General features: G+C 73.3%; 15 protein-coding genes. 4 read left to right on the top strand and 11 right to left on the bottom strand.

Annotated features, from left to right (window positions below; genetic code table 11):
- Positions 1-71 precede the first annotated feature (71 nt).
- Positions 72-1061: a hypothetical protein gene (locus MTF69_RS07710; protein ID WP_243331854.1), complete on the top strand. Its 990-nt coding sequence runs from the start codon at positions 72-74 to the stop codon at positions 1059-1061.
- On the opposite strand, the gene MTF69_RS07715 is transcribed toward MTF69_RS07710, so the two are convergent.
- The 3 genes from MTF69_RS07715 to MTF69_RS07725 all read right to left on the bottom strand — a co-directional run bounded on the left by MTF69_RS07715 (position 1030) and on the right by MTF69_RS07725 (position 3043).
- Positions 1030-1338, bottom strand: a complete 309-nt coding sequence (locus tag MTF69_RS07715; protein ID WP_243331856.1) for an AzlD domain-containing protein — start codon at positions 1336-1338, stop codon at positions 1030-1032. The genes MTF69_RS07710 and MTF69_RS07715 overlap by 32 nt on opposite strands.
- Positions 1335-2096: an AzlC family ABC transporter permease gene (locus MTF69_RS07720; protein WP_279345473.1), complete on the bottom strand. Its 762-nt coding sequence runs from the start codon at positions 2094-2096 to the stop codon at positions 1335-1337. The genes MTF69_RS07715 and MTF69_RS07720 overlap by 4 nt, the downstream gene beginning before the upstream one ends.
- 65 nt (positions 2097-2161) lie before the next feature.
- Positions 2162-3043, bottom strand: coding sequence for an AraC family transcriptional regulator (locus MTF69_RS07725; RefSeq protein ID WP_243331860.1), 882 nt, complete (start codon positions 3041-3043; stop codon positions 2162-2164).
- An 80-nt stretch (positions 3044-3123) separates the two neighbouring features.
- On the opposite strand from MTF69_RS07725, the gene MTF69_RS07730 reads away from it, so the two are divergent.
- The 3 genes from MTF69_RS07730 to MTF69_RS07740 all read left to right on the top strand — a co-directional run bounded on the left by MTF69_RS07730 (position 3124) and on the right by MTF69_RS07740 (position 9768).
- Complete coding sequence (locus MTF69_RS07730; protein ID WP_243331863.1) at positions 3124-7746, top strand: DEAD/DEAH box helicase; 4623 nt, start codon at positions 3124-3126, stop codon at positions 7744-7746.
- Positions 7747-8142: 396 nt separating this feature from the next.
- Positions 8143-8964: a DNA-formamidopyrimidine glycosylase family protein gene (locus MTF69_RS07735; protein ID WP_243331864.1), complete on the top strand. Its 822-nt coding sequence runs from the start codon at positions 8143-8145 to the stop codon at positions 8962-8964.
- Between the two features lie 36 nt (positions 8965-9000).
- Positions 9001-9768: an SDR family NAD(P)-dependent oxidoreductase gene (locus MTF69_RS07740; RefSeq protein ID WP_243331866.1), complete on the top strand. Its 768-nt coding sequence runs from the start codon at positions 9001-9003 to the stop codon at positions 9766-9768.
- Positions 9769-9833: 65 nt separating this feature from the next.
- Here MTF69_RS07740 and MTF69_RS07745 read toward each other — a convergent pair whose 3' ends face one another.
- The 8 genes from MTF69_RS07745 to MTF69_RS07780 all read right to left on the bottom strand — a co-directional run bounded on the left by MTF69_RS07745 (position 9834) and on the right by MTF69_RS07780 (position 18594).
- Positions 9834-10199: a hypothetical protein gene (locus MTF69_RS07745; protein WP_374322385.1), complete on the bottom strand. Its 366-nt coding sequence runs from the start codon at positions 10197-10199 to the stop codon at positions 9834-9836.
- A 225-nt stretch (positions 10200-10424) separates the two neighbouring features.
- Positions 10425-10808 carry a helix-turn-helix domain-containing protein gene (locus MTF69_RS07750; RefSeq protein ID WP_243331868.1) on the bottom strand — a complete coding sequence of 128 codons (384 nt, stop codon included), beginning with the start codon at positions 10806-10808 and terminating at the stop codon, positions 10425-10427.
- Between the two features lie 109 nt (positions 10809-10917).
- Positions 10918-11457, bottom strand: coding sequence for a CinA family protein (locus MTF69_RS07755; RefSeq protein WP_308401376.1), 540 nt, complete (start codon positions 11455-11457; stop codon positions 10918-10920).
- Between the two features lie 63 nt (positions 11458-11520).
- Positions 11521-12177 (bottom strand): CDP-diacylglycerol--glycerol-3-phosphate 3-phosphatidyltransferase, encoded by a 657-nt coding sequence (gene pgsA, locus MTF69_RS07760; protein WP_243331871.1) that lies wholly within the window; start codon positions 12175-12177, stop codon positions 11521-11523.
- On the bottom strand, positions 12174-13667 hold the full coding sequence (rimO, locus tag MTF69_RS07765) for a 30S ribosomal protein S12 methylthiotransferase RimO (RefSeq protein ID WP_243331873.1): 1494 nt from the start codon (positions 13665-13667) through the stop codon (positions 12174-12176). Before rimO ends, pgsA begins: the two co-directional genes overlap by 4 nt.
- Before the next feature lie 113 nt (positions 13668-13780).
- On the bottom strand, positions 13781-14677 hold the full coding sequence (locus MTF69_RS07770; protein WP_243331876.1) for a helix-turn-helix domain-containing protein: 897 nt from the start codon (positions 14675-14677) through the stop codon (positions 13781-13783).
- Between the two features lie 204 nt (positions 14678-14881).
- A complete protein-coding gene (locus MTF69_RS07775; RefSeq protein ID WP_243331879.1) occupies positions 14882-17698 on the bottom strand; it encodes a DNA translocase FtsK in 2817 nt (938 codons plus the stop codon).
- A 206-nt stretch (positions 17699-17904) separates the two neighbouring features.
- Positions 17905-18594: a two-component system response regulator gene (locus tag MTF69_RS07780; RefSeq protein WP_243331880.1), complete on the bottom strand. Its 690-nt coding sequence runs from the start codon at positions 18592-18594 to the stop codon at positions 17905-17907.
- Positions 18595-18769: the final 175 nt, after the last annotated feature.

An 18769-nucleotide genomic window follows, 5' to 3' on the forward strand; every position in this document is an offset into this window, starting at 1 on the left:
TCCCGCCCCGGAGAGTGCACCCTCCCCGTTCGGGCCACCTCGGCGCCACCGGGACCCCTACGGTTCCTGGCATGCCTGGAGACGAAGCTTGCGCCCCGGCGGCGCCGACGGCGGCGAGTGCGCTGGCCCGCGCCGAGCAGTTCATCTGGCTCACGGCCCGCGTACTGGAGCAGCGGCGGTTCGCGTTCCACTTCCTCGGCGGGGACGCCGACCCGGTCGATGCCGCCCTCGGCGCCTACCTCGGCGGCGACGGCGGCTACGGCCACGCCCTCGACCCGGACCTGCGCGGTCCGCTGAGCCACCCGCTGCACACCGCGCACGCCCTGCGCGTCCTGGACGGCCTGGGCCGCTGCGCCGGACAGCGCATCGAGCGGCTCTGCACCCACCTGATCCGGGTCTCCACCCCGGACGGGGCGCTCCCGGCGACGGCTCCGGCCTCCGGCGGCTACCCGGCGGCCCCCTACCTCCCGCTGCACGACGATCCGCCGGGCGACCTGCTGGCCACCGGCCCCGTCGTCGGGATCCTGCACCGCAACCGGGTGTGGCACGCGTGGCTGTTCCGGGCGACGGACTTCTGCTGGGACCGGGTGGAGAACCTGCGGCACTGGAACCCGTACGAGATCCAGAGCGCGGTGGCCTTCCTCGACGGGGTCCCCGACCGGGCCCGGGCGTCGGCGGCCGCCGACCGGCTGGGGCGCCTCGTCCGCGAGCGGCGGCTCGTCGTACTGGATCCCGCGCGGCAGGACGCGTACCCGCCGGTCCCCGGCCGTGTGCCGGACGAGCACCTGTACCCGTACGACTTCGCCCGCCGCCCGGAGTCCCTCGCCCGCGGCTGGTTCACGGACGCGGAGCTGTACGGCTCGCTGCGCTTCCTGGCGGGCCGGCAGCAGCCGGACGGCGGCTGGCCGGTGCACGGCGGGGCGTGGGCGCCGGGCAGCTCGCTGGAGCGGCGCCCGATCGCGACGCTGGAGGCGCTGCTGACCTTGCGCGCGTACGGCCGGCTCCCCGGAGCGGCCCAGGCGGGCTGCCCTAGCCTCCCAGGGCCCGCAGCCCCGCGGTGACGGCGACGGCCGCCGCGACCACGACGAGGAACGGGGCCCGCAGCAGCAGCGCGACCCCGGCGGCCGCGAGCCCGGCGGCGCGGGCGTCGAGCACGAGCTCCTGCCCGGTGGCGAAGGTCTGCTGCGCGGTGAGCGCGGCGAGCAGCGCGACCGGCAGGAGGGCTGCGAGCTTGCGCACCGCGGGCCGCTCCAGGGCTCCGGCGGGGACGAGCAGTCCGGCGAGCTTCACGGCGTAGCAGCCGACGACGGTGAGCCCGATGGCGATCCAGACGTTCACGAGCGGCGTCCCTTCATCCACAGCACGATCGGCGCGGCCAGCGCCGCGATCAGCACGGGCACCCCGGCGGGCAGTACGGGCAGCAGGCCCAGCCCGAGGACGAGGGCGAGCGCGGCGACGGCCCGCTCGGTGCCGGTCTTCAGCATCGGCGCGAGCAGCGCGAGGAACACAGCGGGCCCGGCGGCGTCCAGCCCCCACGCCCTGGTGTCCCCGATGGCCTCGGCGCCGAGCGCGCCGAGCAGGGTGGTGAGGTTCCACAGGACGTAGAGGGCCAGCCCGGTCACGGTGAAGCCGAGCCGGGCCGACTTCCGGTCGGGCTGGGCCAGGGCCACGGCGGTGGTCTCGTCGATCACCCAGTGCGCGGCGAAGGGCCGTACGCCCTTGGGCAGCGCGAGCAGTTGGGACAGCCGCAGCCCGTAGAAGGCGTTGCGGGTCCCGAGGAAGAAGGCCCCGGCGGCGGCCGTGAAGGGATTCCCGCCGGCGGCCAGTGCCCCGACCAGCGCGAACTGCGAGGCGCCGGTGAACACCAGCAGGCTCAGCACGCACGCCTGGAGGGTGCTGATACCGGCCCCGGCGGCGGTCACCCCGAAGGCGAACCCGGACAGCCCGACCGCCACTCCGACGCCGAGCGCGTCCCGGACCACGGCCGCGCGCGGCTTGTCCACCGCGGGCGCCCCGCCGGGGGCTTCCCGGCCGGGTTCTTCTTGTATGGCTATCCGATGTTCTCCCACGCCCCGAAGGTACGCAGTCCACGCCATCCGGGTCTTGTACGTTCTTGCACCCTGATTGAGGAGACCTTCGCGGGGCCGGCCCCCTGGGCCGGCTAGGCCGGACCGGGATCCACCGCGCTGCCCGGCCCACCGCCGCGCCCCCGCCGGTACGCCCCCGGGGGCACCCCCACGATGCGGGTGAAGTGCCGGTTCAGGTGCGGCTGGTCGGTGAAGCCGACGGTGACGGCCGCCTGGGCCGGCGGGATCCCGGCGTCGAGCAGCCGGCGCGCCCGCCGGACCCGGGCGTCGGTCAGCCAGGTGTGCGGGGGCATGCCGTACCGGTCCCGGAAGGCCCGCAGCAGGGCGAAGGGGCTCGTCCCCAGCTCCGCCGCGAGCCGCTCCAGCGACGGGGGCTCCCCCATCCGCTCCTCCAGTACGGCCCGGGCCCGCTCCGCGTCGGCGGCCCCCGCGCGGCCCGCCGTGCGGGCGGGCAGCGGCCCGGCGTGCCGGGTCAGCATCCGCGCCACCACCCCGCGCAGCAGGGTGTCGGCGGCCAGCGCGTTGCCGGCCTCGGCGGCCCGGTGGACCTCGGTGATGGCCCGCGAGGCCTGCGCGTCGGCAACCATGTCGGCGGTGAAGCCGGGGGTCCCGCGCAGGGTCCCGATCTCGGTGGCGACCTCGGTGATCAGCGCCCGGGAGGGGTAGAGGGTGGCGTAGGCCCAGCCCTCGGGGACCCCGGCGCGGGCGGTGTGCGGGACCTCGGGGTTGATCAGGACCACGCTGCCGGGCCCGGCGCGCAGGGTGTCTCCCGGCAGGCCGATCTCCTCGACGCCGCCGGTGACGGCCGCGATGACGTACCCGTCGTGGGCGTGGCGCGGAAAGGTGTGGCGGACGTAGTGGGCACGCAGGAGGTCCAGCCCGGGCAGTTCCGCGTACTGCCAGTGCCGCGCCCACTCCCGGCGGCCCTCGCCCGCTCCGGTCGTCCCCGTGCCCATCCCCCCATTCTGCGCCCGGCCCGGCGGGGGTGTTTCCACAGGTCCGGCCGGTTGTCAGTGGGCGGGTGCACGATGGGGGCATGTCCGGTACCGCGCTCGACTCGTTCTCCCCCGCGACCCGTTCCTGGTTCACGGGGGCCTTCGTCTCGCCCACCTCCGCCCAGGAAGGCGCCTGGCGGGCCATCGGGGCGGGCTCGGACGTGCTGGTGGTGGCCCCCACCGGCTCCGGCAAGACCCTGGCGGCCTTCCTCGCCGCGCTCGACCAGCTCGCCTCGACCCCGCCCCCGGCCGAGCCGAAGAAGCGCTGCCGAGTGCTGTACATCTCGCCCCTGAAGGCCCTGGCGGTGGACGTGGAGCGCAATCTCCGCAGCCCGCTGACCGGCATCCGGCAGGAATCGGTGCGCCTGGGCCTGCCCGAGCCGGAGATCCGGGTCGGGATCCGCTCCGGCGACACCCCGCCGGCCGAGCGGCGCGCGCTGGTGACGCGGCCGCCGGACATCCTGATCACCACGCCCGAGTCGCTGTTCCTGATGCTGACGTCGGCGGCCCGCGAGGCCCTGGCCGGGATCGAGACGGTGATCCTGGACGAGGTGCACGCGGTCGCCGGGACCAAGCGCGGCGCCCATCTCGCGCTGTCCCTGGAGCGGTTGGACGAGCTGCTGCCCCGCCCCGCGCGCCGGATCGGACTGTCGGCGACGGTCCGCCCGGTGGACGAGGTCGCCCGTTACCTCGCTCCGCGCGGCAAGGTGGAGATCGTCCAGCCGCCCTCCACCAAGGAGTTCGACCTGTCGGTGGTCGTCCCGGTCGAGGACATGGGCGAGTTGGGCGGCTCCCCCGCCACCGAGGGCAAGGAGGGCGGCGACAAGCCCTCCATCTGGCCGCACGTGGAGGAGCGGATCGCCGATCTGGTCCAGGCCCACCGCTCCACGATCGTGTTCGCCAACTCCCGCCGCCTCGCCGAGCGCCTGTGCAACCGGCTCAACGAGATCGCGTACGAGCGGGCCACCGGCGGCCCGCTGCCCGAGGGACCGCCCCCGGCCGAGATCATGGCCCAGTCGGGCGCCGCCCAGGGCGCTCCCCCGCTGCTGGCCCGCGCCCACCACGGCTCGGTCTCCAAGGAACAGCGGGCGCTGGTGGAGGAGGACTTGAAGGCGGGCCGGCTGCCCGCCGTGGTCGCCACCTCCAGCCTGGAGCTCGGCATCGACATGGGCGCGGTCGACCTCGTCATCCAGGTCGAGTCACCGCCCTCCGTGGCCTCCGGGCTCCAGCGGGTGGGCCGGGCCGGGCACCAGGTCGGCGCGGTCTCCACCGGAGTCGTCTTCCCCAAGTACCGGGGCGACCTCGTCCAGGCGGCCGTGGTCACCGAGCGGATGCGCACGGGCTCGATCGAGTCCCTGCGGATCCCCTCCAACCCGCTGGACGTCCTCGCCCAGCAGCTCGTCGCGATGACCGCCATGGACACCTGGCAGCTGGACGACCTGCTCGCCCTGGTGCGGCGGGCGGCCCCCTTCGCGGCGCTGCCCGACTCGGCCTTCACGGCGGTACTGGACATGCTGGCCGGCCGCTACCCGTCGGACGCCTTCGCCGAGCTCAGACCTCGCGTCGTGTGGGACCGCGTCGCCGGTACGATCACCGGCCGGCCCGGCGCCCAGCGCCTCGCGGTCACCTCCGGCGGGACCATCCCGGACCGCGGCCTCTTCGGCGTCTTCCTGGCCGGAGCGACTGCGTCCGATGAAAAGAGGGGGAAGAAGGGCGGCGGCCGGGTCGGCGAGCTCGACGAGGAGATGGTCTACGAGTCCCGCGTCGGCGACGTCTTCACCCTCGGCACCACCTCCTGGCGGATCGTGGACATCACCCGCGACCGCGTCCTGGTCACCCCGGCCCCCGGGGTCCCGGGCCGGCTCCCGTTCTGGAAGGGCGACCAGCTGGGCCGCCCGCTGGAGCTGGGGCGCGCCGTCGGCGCGTTCCTGCGCGAGCTCGGCGGCCTCGACGCCGAGGACGCCCGGCTGCGCCTGGTGGCGGCGGGCCTGGACGCCTGGGCCGCGGAGAACGTCCTGTCCTACCTCGCCGAGCAGCGCGAGGCCTGCGGCCACGTACCGGACGACCGGACCATCGTCGTCGAGCGGTTCCGCGACGAGCTCGGCGACTGGCGGGTCGTCGTCCACTCCCCCTTCGGCGCCCAGGTGCACGCCCCCTGGGCGCTGGCGCTCGGCGCCCGGCTCTCCGAGCGGTACGGGATGGACGCGCAGGTCATGCACGCCGACGACGGCATCGTGCTCCGCCTCCCGGACGCGGACCTGCTGAACATGGACCTGGACCTGCTGGACCACGACCCGGCGCGCGGCGGCTCGGCCCACTCCTTCGGCTTCGACGACGAGAAGCCCCCGCTGGGCGCGGCGGACGTGGCCTTCGACCACGGGGACGTCCAGCAGATCGTCACCGACCAGGTGGGCGGCTCCGCGCTGTTCGCCTCCCGCTTCCGCGAGTGCGCGGCGCGCGCCCTGCTGCTGCCGCGCCGCAATCCCGGCAAGCGCACCCCCCTGTGGCAGCAGCGCCAGCGCGCCTCGCAACTGCTTCAGGTGGCCTCCGAGTTCGGTTCGTTCCCGATCGTGCTGGAGGCCGTACGGGAATGCCTGCAGGACGTCTTCGACGTGCCCGGCCTGACCGAGCTCATGGGGGACATCGAGGCACGCCGGGTCCGCCTCGTCGAGGTCACGACGCCCGAGCCCTCCCCCTTCGCCCGCTCCCTCCTCTTCGGGTACGTCGCCCAGTTCCTCTACGAGGGCGACTCGCCGCTCGCCGAGCGCAGGGCGGCCGCGCTGTCGCTGGACTCCCGGCTGCTGGCCGAGCTGCTCGGCCAGGCCGAGCTCCGCGAGCTGCTCGACGCGGAGGTGCTGACGGAGCTGGAGCGGGAGCTCCAGTGGCTGACCGAGGACCGGCGGGCCAAGGACGCCGAGTCGGTGGCCGACCTGCTGCGCCTGCTGGGCCCGCTCACCCCGGCGGAACTGGCCGCCCGCGGCGCGGAACCGCAGTGGGCTCCGTCCCTCTCCGACTCCCGCCGGGCGATCCGGGTCCGGATCGGCGGCGAGGACCACTGGGCGGCCATCGAGGACGCGGGCCGGCTGCGCGACGCGCTGGGCACGGCGCTCCCGGTGGGCGTCCCGGAGGCGTTCACCGAGCCGGTGAAGGACCCGCTCGGCGACCTCCTGGCCCGGTACGCCCGCACCCACGGCCCCTTCACCACGGTCACCGCCGCCGCGCGCTTCGGTCTGGGCACGGCCGTGACGGACGGTGCGCTGCACCGGCTCGCGGCGGCCGGGCGGGTGGTGCAGGGCGAGTTCCACCCGGCGGGCATCGGCCAGGAATGGTGCGACGCCACCGTTCTGCGGCGGCTGCGGCGTCGCTCCCTCGCCGCCCTGCGCCAGGAGCTGGAGCCGGTCCCTCCCGCCTCCCTGGCCACCTTCCTCCCCCAGTGGCAGCACCTGGGCGGAGCCCTGCGCGGCGTCGACGGCCTGGCCCGCGCGATCGAACAGCTCCAGGGCGCCGCGGTGCCCGCCTCCGCCCTCGAGCGCCTGATCCTCCCGTCCCGCGTATCGGACTACTCCCCGACCCTCCTGGACGAGCTGACCACCACCGGCGAGGTCGTCTGGGCCGGCGCGGGGGCCCTCCCGGGCAAGGACGGCTGGATCTCCCTCTACCTCGCCGACGCTGCCCCCCTCCTCCTCCCTCCCGCCCACCCCCTGGGACTCACCCCGCTCCACGAAGCGGTGCTCTCCGCCCTCTCCGGCGGCTACGGCCTGTTCTTCCGCCAGCTCACGGACCGGGTCCGAACCCTGCACCCGGACGCCTCCGACGCGGACCTCTCCTCCGCCGTCTGGGACCTGGCGTGGTCGGGCCGCCTGACCAACGACACCCTGGCCCCCCTGCGCTCCCTCCTCGGCTCGGGCCGCACGGCGGGCGCCACCGCCCACCGCGCTCGCCGTACGATCCCGCGCGGCCGCTACGGCACCCTCACCACCCCTGCCTCCCGTACGGGCCCGCCCACGGTGTCGGGCCGCTGGTCCCTGCTCCCGGCCCACGCCCCCGACCCGACCCACCGCGCACACGCCCTGGCCCGCACCCTGCTGGACCGCCACGGGGTGGTGACCCGGGGCGCGGTGGCCGCGGAAGGCGTGGAGGGCGGCTTCAGCGCGGTCTACCGGGTCCTGTCCGCCTTCGAGGACAGCGGCCAGGCCCGCAGGGGGTACGTGGTCGAAGGCCTGGGCGCGGCCCAGTTCGCCATGGACGGCGCGGTCGACCGCCTCCGCGCCGCCGAGCGGACCCCGCCCCCGCTGGCCGCGGTGGTCCTGGCGGCCGCCGACCCCGCAAACGCCTACGGCGCGGCCCTGCCCTGGCCGGAGCCCCCGACCGGCGCCACCCACAAGCCGGGCCGCAAGGCTGGCTCCCTGGTGGTCCTGGTCGACGGCGAACTCACCCTCTACCTGGAGCGCGGCGGCAAAACCCTCCTGGCCTGGGCCGACCCGGACGACCCCCGCCTCACGGCCGCCCTGACAGCCCTCACCACGGCCTCCCGCAAGGGCACCCTCCCCACCCTCACCCTGGAACGCATCAACGCCACCCCGTCCCTCACCTCGCCCTACGCCCCACCCATTGAAGCCACAGGCTTCCACGCCACCCCCCAAGGCCTCCGCCTCCGCCACTGACACAGCCCAGAACACCCACCCCAGAACCGGTCCCGAACCACAGCCCGAAAGCAGGCCCGGGGCAAAGCCCGGAAACGGAGCCCGCGCCGCAGCCCGGAAACGAGATCCGGGGCGAGGTCTGGGGCGCAGCCCAGAAGCGGGGCCCGGGGCACAGCCCCCGAAACCGGGCCCTGGGCACAGCCCGGAAACGGGGTCCGGGGCAGGGGTCCGGGGCGCAGCCCCCGGGACCGGGGCCCTGGGCGAGGCCCGGAAACGGGGCCCCGGGCGCAGCCCGGGAACGGGGTCCGGGGCGCAGCCCCGGGGAACGGAGGAAGGGTGGGGCGGGGAGCAAGCACCGCGCAGCGGCGGCACCCCCGGCCCTACCCCACCGGCCCGACTCCGCAGGAGAATGAGGGCATGTCCGAAGGAGACAACGTCTACCGCACCGCGGCCCAGCTCCGCGAAGCCCTCGCAGGCAAGGAACTCACCCGCTCCGACCTCCGCGTCCCCCGCTTCGCCACCGCAGACCTCACCGGCTTCACCGCCCTCGACGTAGTCCCCCGGGGCAAGCACCTCCTCATCCGCCTCGGCCAACCGACGGCACCCGGCACCGAGGCCGGAGCCACCCTCCTCACCCTCCACACCCACCTCCGCATGGACGGCGCCTGGCGCTTCCTCCCCACCACGACGGCGACAGCCACCCCCGGCCCCGCCCACGAAATCCGCGTCATCCTCGGCACCACCACCCACACCGCCGTCGGCTACCGCATCCACGACGTCGAACTGCTCCGCACCGCCGACGAGCACCGCGCAGTCGGCCACCTCGGCCCCGACCTCCTCGGTCCCGACTGGAACGAGGAGGTCGCCGCCGCGAACCTCCTCGCCGCCCCCGCCCGCCCCCTCGGCGAGGCCCTCCTCGACCAGCGCAACCTGGCCGGCATCGGCAACATCTACAAGGCCGAGCTCTGCTTCCTCGCCCAGGTCACCCCCTGGACCCCGGTGGGCGATATGCCGACCAGCACGCTGCCCCGCCTCGCCGCCGCCGCGCACCGGCTCCTCGACGCGAACAAGGCCCGCCGCCGCAACACCACGGGCAGCCGCCGCCCCGGTCAGGACCTGTTCGTCTACGGTCGGGCCCACCGCCCCTGCCTGCGCTGCGGCAGCCCCGTCCGCGAGGCCCCCCAGGACGGCCGCCCCACCTACTGGTGTCCCCGTTGCCAATCCGGCCCGACACCTTAGTTGACGCACCGTCAGATCCGGTCGTACCGTCCCCGCATGCCTACACCCAGCGCGTACGAACTCACCGGCCGGACCGCCCTGATCACCGGCGCCGCCAGCGGCATCGGCCGGGCCACCGCCGTACTCCTCGCCGAGGCCGGAGCCGCCGTGCACTGCGCGGACCGCGACGCCCAGGGCCTCCAGGAGACCGTCGAGCTGATCGCCAAGGCGGGCGGCCGGGCCACCGCCCACCCCCTCGACGTGACCGACCGCGCCGCGATCAGGACGGCAATCGCACAGGCCGGCCCGCTCGACATCACCGCCGCGATCGCCGGGATCATGCACAGCAGCAGCGTCCTGGAGACGTCCGACGAAGACCTCGACCGGGTCCTGGCCATCAACTTCAAGGGGGTGCTGCGCACCTGCCAGGAGGCGGCCCGCGCCATGATCGCGGCCGGCCGACCCGGTTCGATCATCACCATGGCCTCCGGCGCCGTGGACGCCGCCCAGCCCGGCCTGCTCTGCTACAGCGCCTCGAAGGCCGCCGTCGTCCAGCTGACCAAGACCCTCGCCACCGAGGCCGGCCCGCACGGCATCCGCGTCAACGCCGTCGCGCCCGGCTGGATCCGCACCCCGATGACCGGCCGGCACAGCCCCGAGGTACAGGAGCAGACCGAGGCGATGATGACGCGGATGTCCCCGCTGCGCCGCGTGGGCGAGCCCGAGGACATAGCCCAGGCAGTGCTCTACCTCGCCTCGGACGCCTCGTCCTTCATGACGGGCCAGATCCTTCGCCCGAACGGTGGAGTCTCCATGCCCTGGTAACCAACCCGGCCCAACCGCCCGGTGCCCACCACCACCGCACGCGCACCGGAAAACCGGCCACCCGACTACCCGGACCCCGGCTCCCCGCCCCCCGGCGGCACCGCCCCCGGCTCCCCGCCCGCCACCGACCCGGCGGCAGCCCCCTCCCCACCATCACCCGCGACGCCGCCACCACCCGCGACGCGACTACCACCCCCGCCACCGCCACCACGCACGCCGCCCGCCGCCCCACGGCGGCGACGGCCACCCACCGGCCCCGGCACACAGTGCACCGGCAGCAGCCCCAGCCCCCACCCCCCGACGGCGACCGCACCCTCCACCGGCCCGGCCTCGGCCGGCGCCAGCACGAGCCGCAGCACGGCCCACCACCACAGGACGCCCACCGACAGCGCGAGGGCCAGACCCACGGGTATACCCAGCAACCGCCGCACGGCCACCTCCAGGGGCCGGAGACCCGAACGGGCCCATCCTCCCGCACCCCGCCCGCACCCGCACCCCCTCGCGCCGGCACCGGAACACCCCCGCCCACCCCCACCCGGAACGGCAAGGAGCCCCGGCCGGCACCCAGCGGGCACCGGCCGGGGCTCCGGCCACACTCATACGCTCAGCACGCACGCACACACACTCACGCGCACAGGCAGACGCTCACGCACACATCACGCGGCTACGACATTCACCGCTGCTTCCACGGGCGCCTTGATGGTCACCCGTTCCGGGCCACCCGTGACCGAGGCCACGGATACCGAATTGAGCATCGGGCGGACCGGTGCGGACACCGGTTCGCTCGCCGCGGCGGACTGGGCCAGCTCGGCGAGCGAAAGCTCGTCGCTGACTTCCCGCATCAGCTCTGACATCCGTACGTCAAGCGCGTCGCAGATCGCGGAGAGCAGCTCGGAAGATGCCTCCTTCTGCCCCCGCTCCACCTCGGAGAGATAGCCGAGCGAAACTCGGGCGGACGAGGAGACTTCGCGCAGAGTACGGCCCTGGCGCTGGCGCTGCCGACGCAGCACGTCACCCAGCAGGCGACGGAGCAGAATCATCGGTGGCTCCCTCCTCTGACCGTGTAGCCGTAACCTTCACGCCCCACCGTACCGCCTCGCGCGGCGGCCGTGCGGGGAGCGATGTCGTGTTCACTCAGGGCTGCAAACATCAAATCCCCCCGTCCTGTTCCGTATCCTGCCCCCGCAGATTCTCGCGGAGTTCGCTCGCGAGCAGCTCGAGCACTGTCCGTGCACTCTCCCTACGGATTTCCGCGCGGGAGCCGTTCAACCGCAGCCGGGCCGTTTTCCTGACCCCGGGACCCGCCACGGCGACGAAAACGGTGCCCACCGGCTGCCCGTCCTGCGGGTCGGGACCGGCCACACCGGTGGTCGCGATGCCCCAGGAGGCGCCGAGCACGCGCCGCACTCCGGCCGCCATCTCCTCCGCGACCTGCGGGTTCACCGCGCCTTCGGCTTCGAGCAGCCCGGCGTCCACGCCCAGCACCTGATGCTTGAGCTCGGTCGCGTACGCCGTGACGGACCCGCGGAAGGACTTGGAGGCGCCCGGGACGGCCGTGAGCTCCGCGGCCACCAGGCCGCCGGTCAGCGACTCCGCCACCGCAACCGTACCGTTACTCTCCGCGAGGAGTCGCAACACATCGGCCGCAACCGCCGCACCGTCCCCAACAGCACCAGGGACATTCCGCACCGGTTCGTCAGTCACAGGAGAACCACCCGCCTCTTGCACCACCGCGTCACCCCCCCGGCAGGTTCACTGCGCGGCACGCTCCGCGGCGAGGCCCTTGCGCCGGAGCACGACGGCCTGCCGGATGTAGTCCAAACCGGTGACGACGGTCAGGACGACGGCGGCCGCCATCACCCAGAACCGCAGCGTCGCGAGCGGCCCGGTCAGTGCGAGCACGTACATGCCCACCGCGACGCCCTGGGTCAGGGTCTTCAGCTTCCCGCCCCGGCTCGCCGGGATCACTCCGTATCTGATGACCCAGAAACGCATGAGCGTGATCCCGAGTTCCCGGCCGAGGATCACCCCGGTGACCCACCAGGGCAGATCGCCGAGCCAGGACAGACACACCAATGCCGACCCCATGATCGCCTTGTCGGCGATGGGGTCGGCGATCTTGCCGAAGTCCGTGACCAGGTTGTAGGTGCGGGCCAGATGCCCGTCGAAGATGTCGGTGATCATGGCGACGGCGAACGCCGCCCACGCCAGGGCCCGCCAGACGGGGTCGTACCCCCCGTCGGCGAGCAGCAGCATCACGAATCCCGGCACCAGGAGCAGCCGGATCATCGTCAGGATGTTGGCGATGTTCCACAGGCTGGCCTGATTGACGGCCGCGGCGCCCAGCTTCGCGCCGGGCGCGGGCCGGCGGCCGGTCCCGCCCGCCGCAGATGCCGGGGCTCCGGTCATCCGGCCGCCTCCTCAAGATCCACGCCCAGGGGCTCCGCCACCAGGTCCACACCCAGGGTGCCGACCACCTTCGCCGTGACGATACGCCCCGGGACCAGGCCCGCGCCGTCCGTGAAGACGACCTGGCCGTCGGTCTCGGGGGCCTGGTGGGCGGCGCGCCCGTAGGCTCCCTCGCCGTCCTCCGCCTCGTCGATCGGGACGACCGTCTCGACGAGCACTTCCAGGGTCTCCCCGATCCGCTCCTCCGCGCGCTGCGAGGTGAGCTCCTCGGCGAGGCGCTGCATGTGGGCGAGGCGCTCGGCGATGGTGTCGGCGTCCAGCTTGTTCTCGTACGTGACGGCCTCGGTGCCGTCCTCGTCGGAGTAGCCGAAGACGCCGATGGCGTCGAGCCGCGCGCTGGTGAGAAAACGCTCCAGCTCGGCGAAGTCCGACTCCTTCTCGCCGGGGAAACCGACGATGAAGTTGGACCGGACGCCGGCCGTCGGGGCCTTGGAGCGGATGGTGTCCAGCAGTTCCAGGAACCGGTCGGTGTCACCGAAGCGGCGCATGGCGCGCAGCACGTCGGGGGCCGAGTGCTGGAAGGAGAGGTCGAAGTACGGGACCACCTTGGGGGTCGAGGTGAGTACGTCGATCAGGCCGGGCCGCATCTCGGCGGGCTGGAGGTAGCTGACGCGGACGCGCTCGATGCCGTCCACCTCGGCCAGCTCGGGCAGCAGGGTCTCCAGCAGGCGGATGTCGCCCAGGTCCTTGCCGTACGAGGTGTTGTTCTCGGAGACCAGCATGATCTCCTTGACGCCCTGCTCGGCGAGCCAGCGCGTCTCGCCCAGCACGTCGCTGGGGCGGCGGGAGATGAAGGAGCCGCGGAAGGACGGGATGGCGCAGAACGAACAGCGCCGGTCGCAGCCGGAGGCGAGCTTGACCGAGGCGACCGGGCTCTTGTCCAGCCGGCGGCGCAGCGGCGCACGCGGCCCGGAGGCGGGCGCGACGCCCTCCGGAAGGTCCGCGGGTGCGGCCTCCGGCTCCTGCGCGTGACCCGGCAGGGCCACCTCGGCGTCCTGGCGCTCCGCCGGGCTGATCGGCAGCAGCTTGCGCCGGTCGCGCGGGGTGTGGGAGGCGTGGATGCCGCCGTTCAGAATGGTCTGGAGGCGGTCGGAGATGTCGGCGTAGTCGTCGAAGCCGAGCACGCCGTCGGCTTCGGGGAGCGCTTCGGCAAGTTCCTTGCCGTAGCGCTCGGCCATACAGCCGACGGCTACGACGGCCTGCGTGCGGCCGTGATCCTTGAGATCATTGGCCTCCAGCAGGGCGTCTACGGAGTCCTTCTTGGCGGCTTCGACGAAGCCGCAGGTGTTGACGACGGCTACGTCCGCATCGGCGGCGTCCTCGACGAGCTCCCAGCCATCCGCCGCCAAGCGGCCTGCGAGCTCCTCCGAGTCCACCTCGTTACGGGCGCAGCCAAGAGTGACAAGGGCGACGGTACGGCGTTCGGGCATGGACTCAAGACTACTTCGTCCCGGCACCGGCCCCCGCCTCCCGTCCCGGACGACAAGATCCCCGGAGTGCGGCGCGGCACCCCGGGGATCCGGAACGTTTTATTCCCTGCTGGTCAGCCCGCCTGGGCCTGGCCCTGACGCGGGTCGTCCTTGGTGTATGTGAGACGTTCCACCTGTCCGGGCTGGAACTCGTCCTTGATCTCCTTGCCGTTCACGAAGAGCGTCACGACCCCGGCATCGCCGAGCACCAGGTCGATGGACTCCTTGTCCGTGAACGTCTTCGACTGACCCTCTTCGAGGGTGCCGTCGAAGAGGAGCCGGCCACTGTGGTCCTTGGCCGAGATCCAGCTCTCGCCGTCGTGGGCCGTCAGGACGACCGTGACGAGGTCCTTGGGCGCGGCGGCGATGGCGCTGTCCGAGGGCTCCGGCTTGGGGGCCGTGGGCGCCGGCGGCGCCTGGACCGAGGGCTTGGAGGCGTTCGGGGTGGGTGCGGGCTTCGGCGCGGCGGAACCTTCCGCCACCGGCCGCTTGGTCTTGTCGTCGGCGCCGCCGAAGGCCGTGAAGCCGACGAAGCCGATCACGGCGACGATGGCGGCGACCATGGCGGCGGTCCAGTTGGGCCGCTGCCGTTCGGGGCGGATCCGCTCGGCTTCGAACATCGGCGCGGCGGGGGTGGGTGCCGGCCGGCCGCCGTGGGCCGCGTCGTAGCTGTCGATCAGGGGTTCCGGATCGAGTCGTACGGCACGGGCGAGCGTACGGATGTGGCCGCGGGCATAGACATCGCCGCCGCAGCGCGTGAAATCGTCGGATTCGATCGCGTGCACGATCGGAATGCGCACGCGGGTGGTGGAACTGACCTCGTCGACAGTCAGCCCGGCGGCGATCCGGGCCTTCTTGAGGGCCGTCCCGATCGACGGCTCTTCGACGGAACGTTCGACGAGGCGGTCCTCGGACCGGTCGTCGGTCGAAGGCCGTTCATCTTCGGGGGAGTTGGCGTTGCCGATGGACACGAGGGCGCCTTTCGAGCGTGTAGCCACCTGCTGGAAGTCCAGTCTAGGGGGGTGACGAAAGGGTGGAGCAACCGGAGGGGCACCTCCCTACGCCATACGAATGGCCAGGGGGCTCCCGCCCGGTGCGGCGACCCGGAACAGACCGCCACCTCCCTCAACTAGACACGCGACCGGGGGAAACGGTTGCCCCCGATCCTTTGCCCATTACTCGGGAGTCTCCCCCCGGATCACCGCGAGCACGCCGTCCAGCTCGTCGGCCTTCAGCAGCACGTCGCGGGCCTTCGACCCCTCGCTCGGTCCGACGATCCCCCGCGACTCCATCAGGTCCATCAGCCGCCCGGCCTTCGCGAACCCGACCCGCAGCTTGCGCTGGAGCATCGAGGTGGACCCGAACTGCGTGGAGACGACCAGCTCGGCCGCCTGGCACAGCAGGTCCAGGTCGTCGCCGATCTCCTCGTCGATCTCCTTCTTCTGCTTCTGCCCGACGGTGACGTCGTTGCGGAAGACGGGCGCCATCTGGTCCTTGCAGTGCTGCACGATCCCGGCGATCTCGTCCTCGGTGACGAAGGCGCCCTGGAGCCGCACGGGCTTGTTCGCGCCCATCGGCAGGAAGAGCCCGTCGCCCTTGCCGATGAGCTTCTCCGCGCCCGGCTGGTCCAGGATGACCCGGCTGTCGGCGAGCGAGGAGGTGGCGAAGGCGAGCCGCGAGGGCACGTTCGCCTTGATCAGACCGGTCACCACGTCCACCGAGGGCCGCTGGGTCGCGAGCACCAGGTGGATGCCGGCCGCGCGGGCCAGCTGGGTGATGCGGACGATCGAGTCCTCCACGTCGCGCGGAGCCACCATCATCAGGTCGGCGAGCTCGTCGACGATCACCAGCAGGTACGGGTACGGGCTCAGCTCCCGCTCGCTGCCCGGCGGCAATTTGATCTTGCCGTCGCGGATCGCCTGGTTGAAGTCGTCGATGTGCCGGTACCCGAAGGCGGCCAGGTCGTCGTAGCGCAGGTCCATCTCGCGCACGACCCACTGGAGGGCCTCGGCGGCCCGCTTGGGGTTGGTGATGATCGGCGTGATCAGGTGCGGGATGCCCTCGTACGCCGTCAGCTCCACCCGCTTGGGGTCCACGAGCACCATCCGGACGTCCTCCGGGGTGGCCCGCACCATCACCGAGGTGATCAGGCAGTTGATGCAGGAGGACTTTCCGGAACCGGTGGCTCCGGCGACCAGTACGTGCGGCATCTTCGCCAGGTTGGCCATGACGTAGCCGCCCTCGACGTCCTTGCCGAGCGCCACCAGCATGGGGTGGTCGTCCTCGGCGGCGTCCGCCAGCCGCAGCACGTCCCCCAGGTTGACCATCTCGCGGTCGGTGTTCGGGATCTCGATGCCGACCGCCGACTTGCCCGGGATCGGGCTGATGATGCGCACGTCGGGCGAGGCCACGGCGTAGGCGATGTTCTTCGCCAGCGCCGTGATCCGCTCGACCTTCACGGCCGGGCCCAGCTCCACCTCGTAGCGGGTCACCGTCGGCCCCCGGGTGAAACCGGTGACCTTCGCGTCGACCTTGAACTCCGTGAACACGTTCGTCAGCGAGGCCACGACCGCGTCGTTCGCGGCGCTACGGGTCTTGCCCGGCCCGCCCTTCTCCAGCAGGTCCAGCGAGGGCAGGGAGTACGTGATGTCCCCGCGCAGCTGGAGCTGCTCGGCGCGGGGCGGCAGCGCCTGGGTCTCGGGCGGGGCCTTGGTCAGGTCGGGAACGGACAGCGTCCCGGAGGCCGCCGCCGTGGTGTCGTGCGGCGCGGCCGCGGCCCCGGCGGGCTTCTCCTCGCGGACGGGCTGCTCCTCGCGGGCGGGTCCCTCCTCCCGGGCCGCCGGGACCGGAGCGGTGATCTCCGTGCCCTCGCGCTCCACCGAGATGCCCTGCGTGAGGCCGGCTACCAGCGGGGAGGGCGGCATCCCGCCGTAGACCACCCCGTCCAGCGCTGCGGCGGCCGCCGCGGCCACGTCGACGGCGTCCATCCCGCGGTCCATGGCCGGCCGGCCCGCGGCCCGCCGGGGGCGCCGCCGTCGGGCGAGTGCCTCCTCTTCGGCGGCCTCCGCCGGGTCTCCCGGCCCGCCGGCCCCGGAGCGGGCCCGCCACTGCTCGGCGTCGTGCCGGTCCGCGGCGGCCGAGGCCGCGCCCGCGGAGTCCCCGTGCTCCGCGTACTCCGCGTACTCATCGTCATACTCGTTCGGGGCGATGACCCCGAGGCGGATCCCCGCGCTCCGCAGCCGCTGCGGGATCGCGTTGACGGGGGTGGCGGTGACCACCAGCAGCCCGAAGACGGTGAGCAGCACCAGCATCGGCACCGCCAGCGGCGCGCCCATCGTGAAGATCAGCGGCTTCGAGGCGCCCCAGCCGATCAGCCCGCCGGCGTTCTGCATGGCGGTGGTGCCCTCGTCGCGCCCGGGGGCTCCGCAGGCGATGTGCACGAGCCCCAGGACTCCGATGACCAGCGCGGAGAGCCCGATGCCGATGCGGCCGTTGGCGTCGGCCTGTTCGGGATGGCGGATGAAACGTCCCGCCATGACGCCGAGCAGGACCGGCACGAGCAGGTCGAGCCGCCCGAAGGCGCCGGTGACCAGCATGGTCACCAGATCCCCGACGGGCCCGCTCAGGTTCGACCAGGTCCCGGCGGCGACGATCAGCGCGAGCGCCAGCAGCAGCAGGGCGAGGCCGTCCTTGCGGTGGGCCGGGTCGAGGTTCTTCGCTCCCTGGCCGATGCCGCGGAAGATGGCGCCGACCGCGTGCGCGATGCCGAGCCAGAAGGCGCGCAGCAGCCGCAGCACTCCCCCGGTGGGGGACGGCGCGGGCTTGGGCGCGACCTTCTTGACGGGGGCGCGCTTGGCTGCGGGCGCCGCCTTCTTGGCGGGCGGTTTGCGGGCTGGGGCAGCCTTCTTCGCCGGCGCCGTCGTACGGCCGGTGCGGCCCTTCGCGGTGCCCGCCGTGCTCTGGGAACCCTTACCGGACGTACTTGAGGCCATGCGCCCGAGGTTACCGGTGCGCGCGCCGGTGGACACGCGTGCCCACCGCTTCACCCGTTCGTGTCGTTCCGGCTCCCGGACCGGAGGCACCCGCACCCTCCGCCCGTACCGGCGGCCCGCCATGACGCCCCGCCAGACCTGACGGACCGCCAAGCGGGCCCGCATACCGGGCTCGCACACCGGGCCACGGGAGGTCTTCGCGCAGCTCAGCCCTGAGCGGGCAGTACGGGAGCCCCGCCGCCGGTCCCCGGCTCCAGCGCGTCGAGCGCCCGCCGCAGTCCGGTGAGCTTGCGCTCCAGATGGGCCGCGGTGGCCACCACCGAGGGATCGGCCGCCTCTTCGCCGAGCTGCTTGGTCAGCGCCTCCGCCTGCTCCTCCACCGCGGCGAGCCGCGCGGAGAGCTCGGCCAGCAGGCCGGCCGTCTCCTTGGAGCCGTCCACCGCGCCGTTGGAGGAGCTGCCGCCTTCCAGCTGGAGCCTCAGCAGCGCCGCCTGCTCGCGCAGTTGGCAGTTCTTCGTATACAGCTCGACGAACACCGACACCTTGGCCCGCAGCACCCACGGGTCGAAGGGCTTGGAGATGTAGTCCACCGCGCCCGCCGCGTACCCGCGGAAGGTGTGGTGCGGACCGTGGTTGATCGCCGTGAGGAAGATGATCGGGATGTCCCGGGTCCGCTCACGCCGCTTGATGTGCGCGGCCGTCTCGAACCCGTCCATGCCCGGCATCTGCACGTCGAGCAGGATGACCGCGAAGTCGTCCGTCAGCAGCGCCTTGAGCGCTTCCTCCCCCGACGACGCCCGGACCAGTGTCTGATCGAGCGCGGAGAGAATGGCCTCCAGCGCCAGCAGATTCTCCGGCCGGTCGTCGACCAGGAGGATCTTGGCCTTCTGCACCATGCCCTGTCCTCCTCGCCCCGGCATGGGGCCTCCCCGGCTCCTGGCTCCGGCCTGTACGCCGGGCCCCGCCCCAGAAGACGGCATCCTTGCGCCGTCCGTCCTTGTGCCGGTCATCGTAGCCCCAGTCCCGAGATCGCCACACCCTGTCACCAAGATGTCACAGCGCACGAAGCGG

It is taken from the genome of Streptomyces sp. AP-93 (assembly GCF_022808175.1).
Taxonomy (GTDB): Bacteria; Actinomycetota; Actinomycetes; order Streptomycetales; family Streptomycetaceae; genus Streptomyces.

Excerpts from the sequence above, each read along its gene's own strand:
- MTF69_RS07710 (WP_243331854.1), top strand. The coding sequence starts at position 72 with ATGCCTGGAGACGAAGCTTGCGCCCCGGCGGCGCCGACGGCGGCGAGT.
- MTF69_RS07720 (WP_279345473.1), bottom strand. The coding sequence starts at position 2,096 with ATGGCGTGGACTGCGTACCTTCGGGGCGTGGGAGAACATCGGATAGCC.
- MTF69_RS07725 (WP_243331860.1), bottom strand. The coding sequence starts at position 3,043 with ATGGGCACGGGGACGACCGGAGCGGGCGAGGGCCGCCGGGAGTGGGCG.
- MTF69_RS07730 (WP_243331863.1), top strand. The coding sequence starts at position 3,124 with ATGTCCGGTACCGCGCTCGACTCGTTCTCCCCCGCGACCCGTTCCTGG.
- MTF69_RS07735 (WP_243331864.1), top strand. The coding sequence starts at position 8,143 with ATGTCCGAAGGAGACAACGTCTACCGCACCGCGGCCCAGCTCCGCGAA.
- MTF69_RS07740 (WP_243331866.1), top strand. The coding sequence starts at position 9,001 with ATGCCTACACCCAGCGCGTACGAACTCACCGGCCGGACCGCCCTGATC.
- MTF69_RS07750 (WP_243331868.1), bottom strand. The coding sequence starts at position 10,808 with ATGATTCTGCTCCGTCGCCTGCTGGGTGACGTGCTGCGTCGGCAGCGC.
- pgsA (WP_243331871.1), bottom strand. The coding sequence starts at position 12,177 with ATGACCGGAGCCCCGGCATCTGCGGCGGGCGGGACCGGCCGCCGGCCC.
- rimO (WP_243331873.1), bottom strand. The coding sequence starts at position 13,667 with ATGCCCGAACGCCGTACCGTCGCCCTTGTCACTCTTGGCTGCGCCCGT.
- MTF69_RS07775 (WP_243331879.1), bottom strand. The coding sequence starts at position 17,698 with ATGGCCTCAAGTACGTCCGGTAAGGGTTCCCAGAGCACGGCGGGCACC.
- MTF69_RS07780 (WP_243331880.1), bottom strand. The coding sequence starts at position 18,594 with ATGGTGCAGAAGGCCAAGATCCTCCTGGTCGACGACCGGCCGGAGAAT.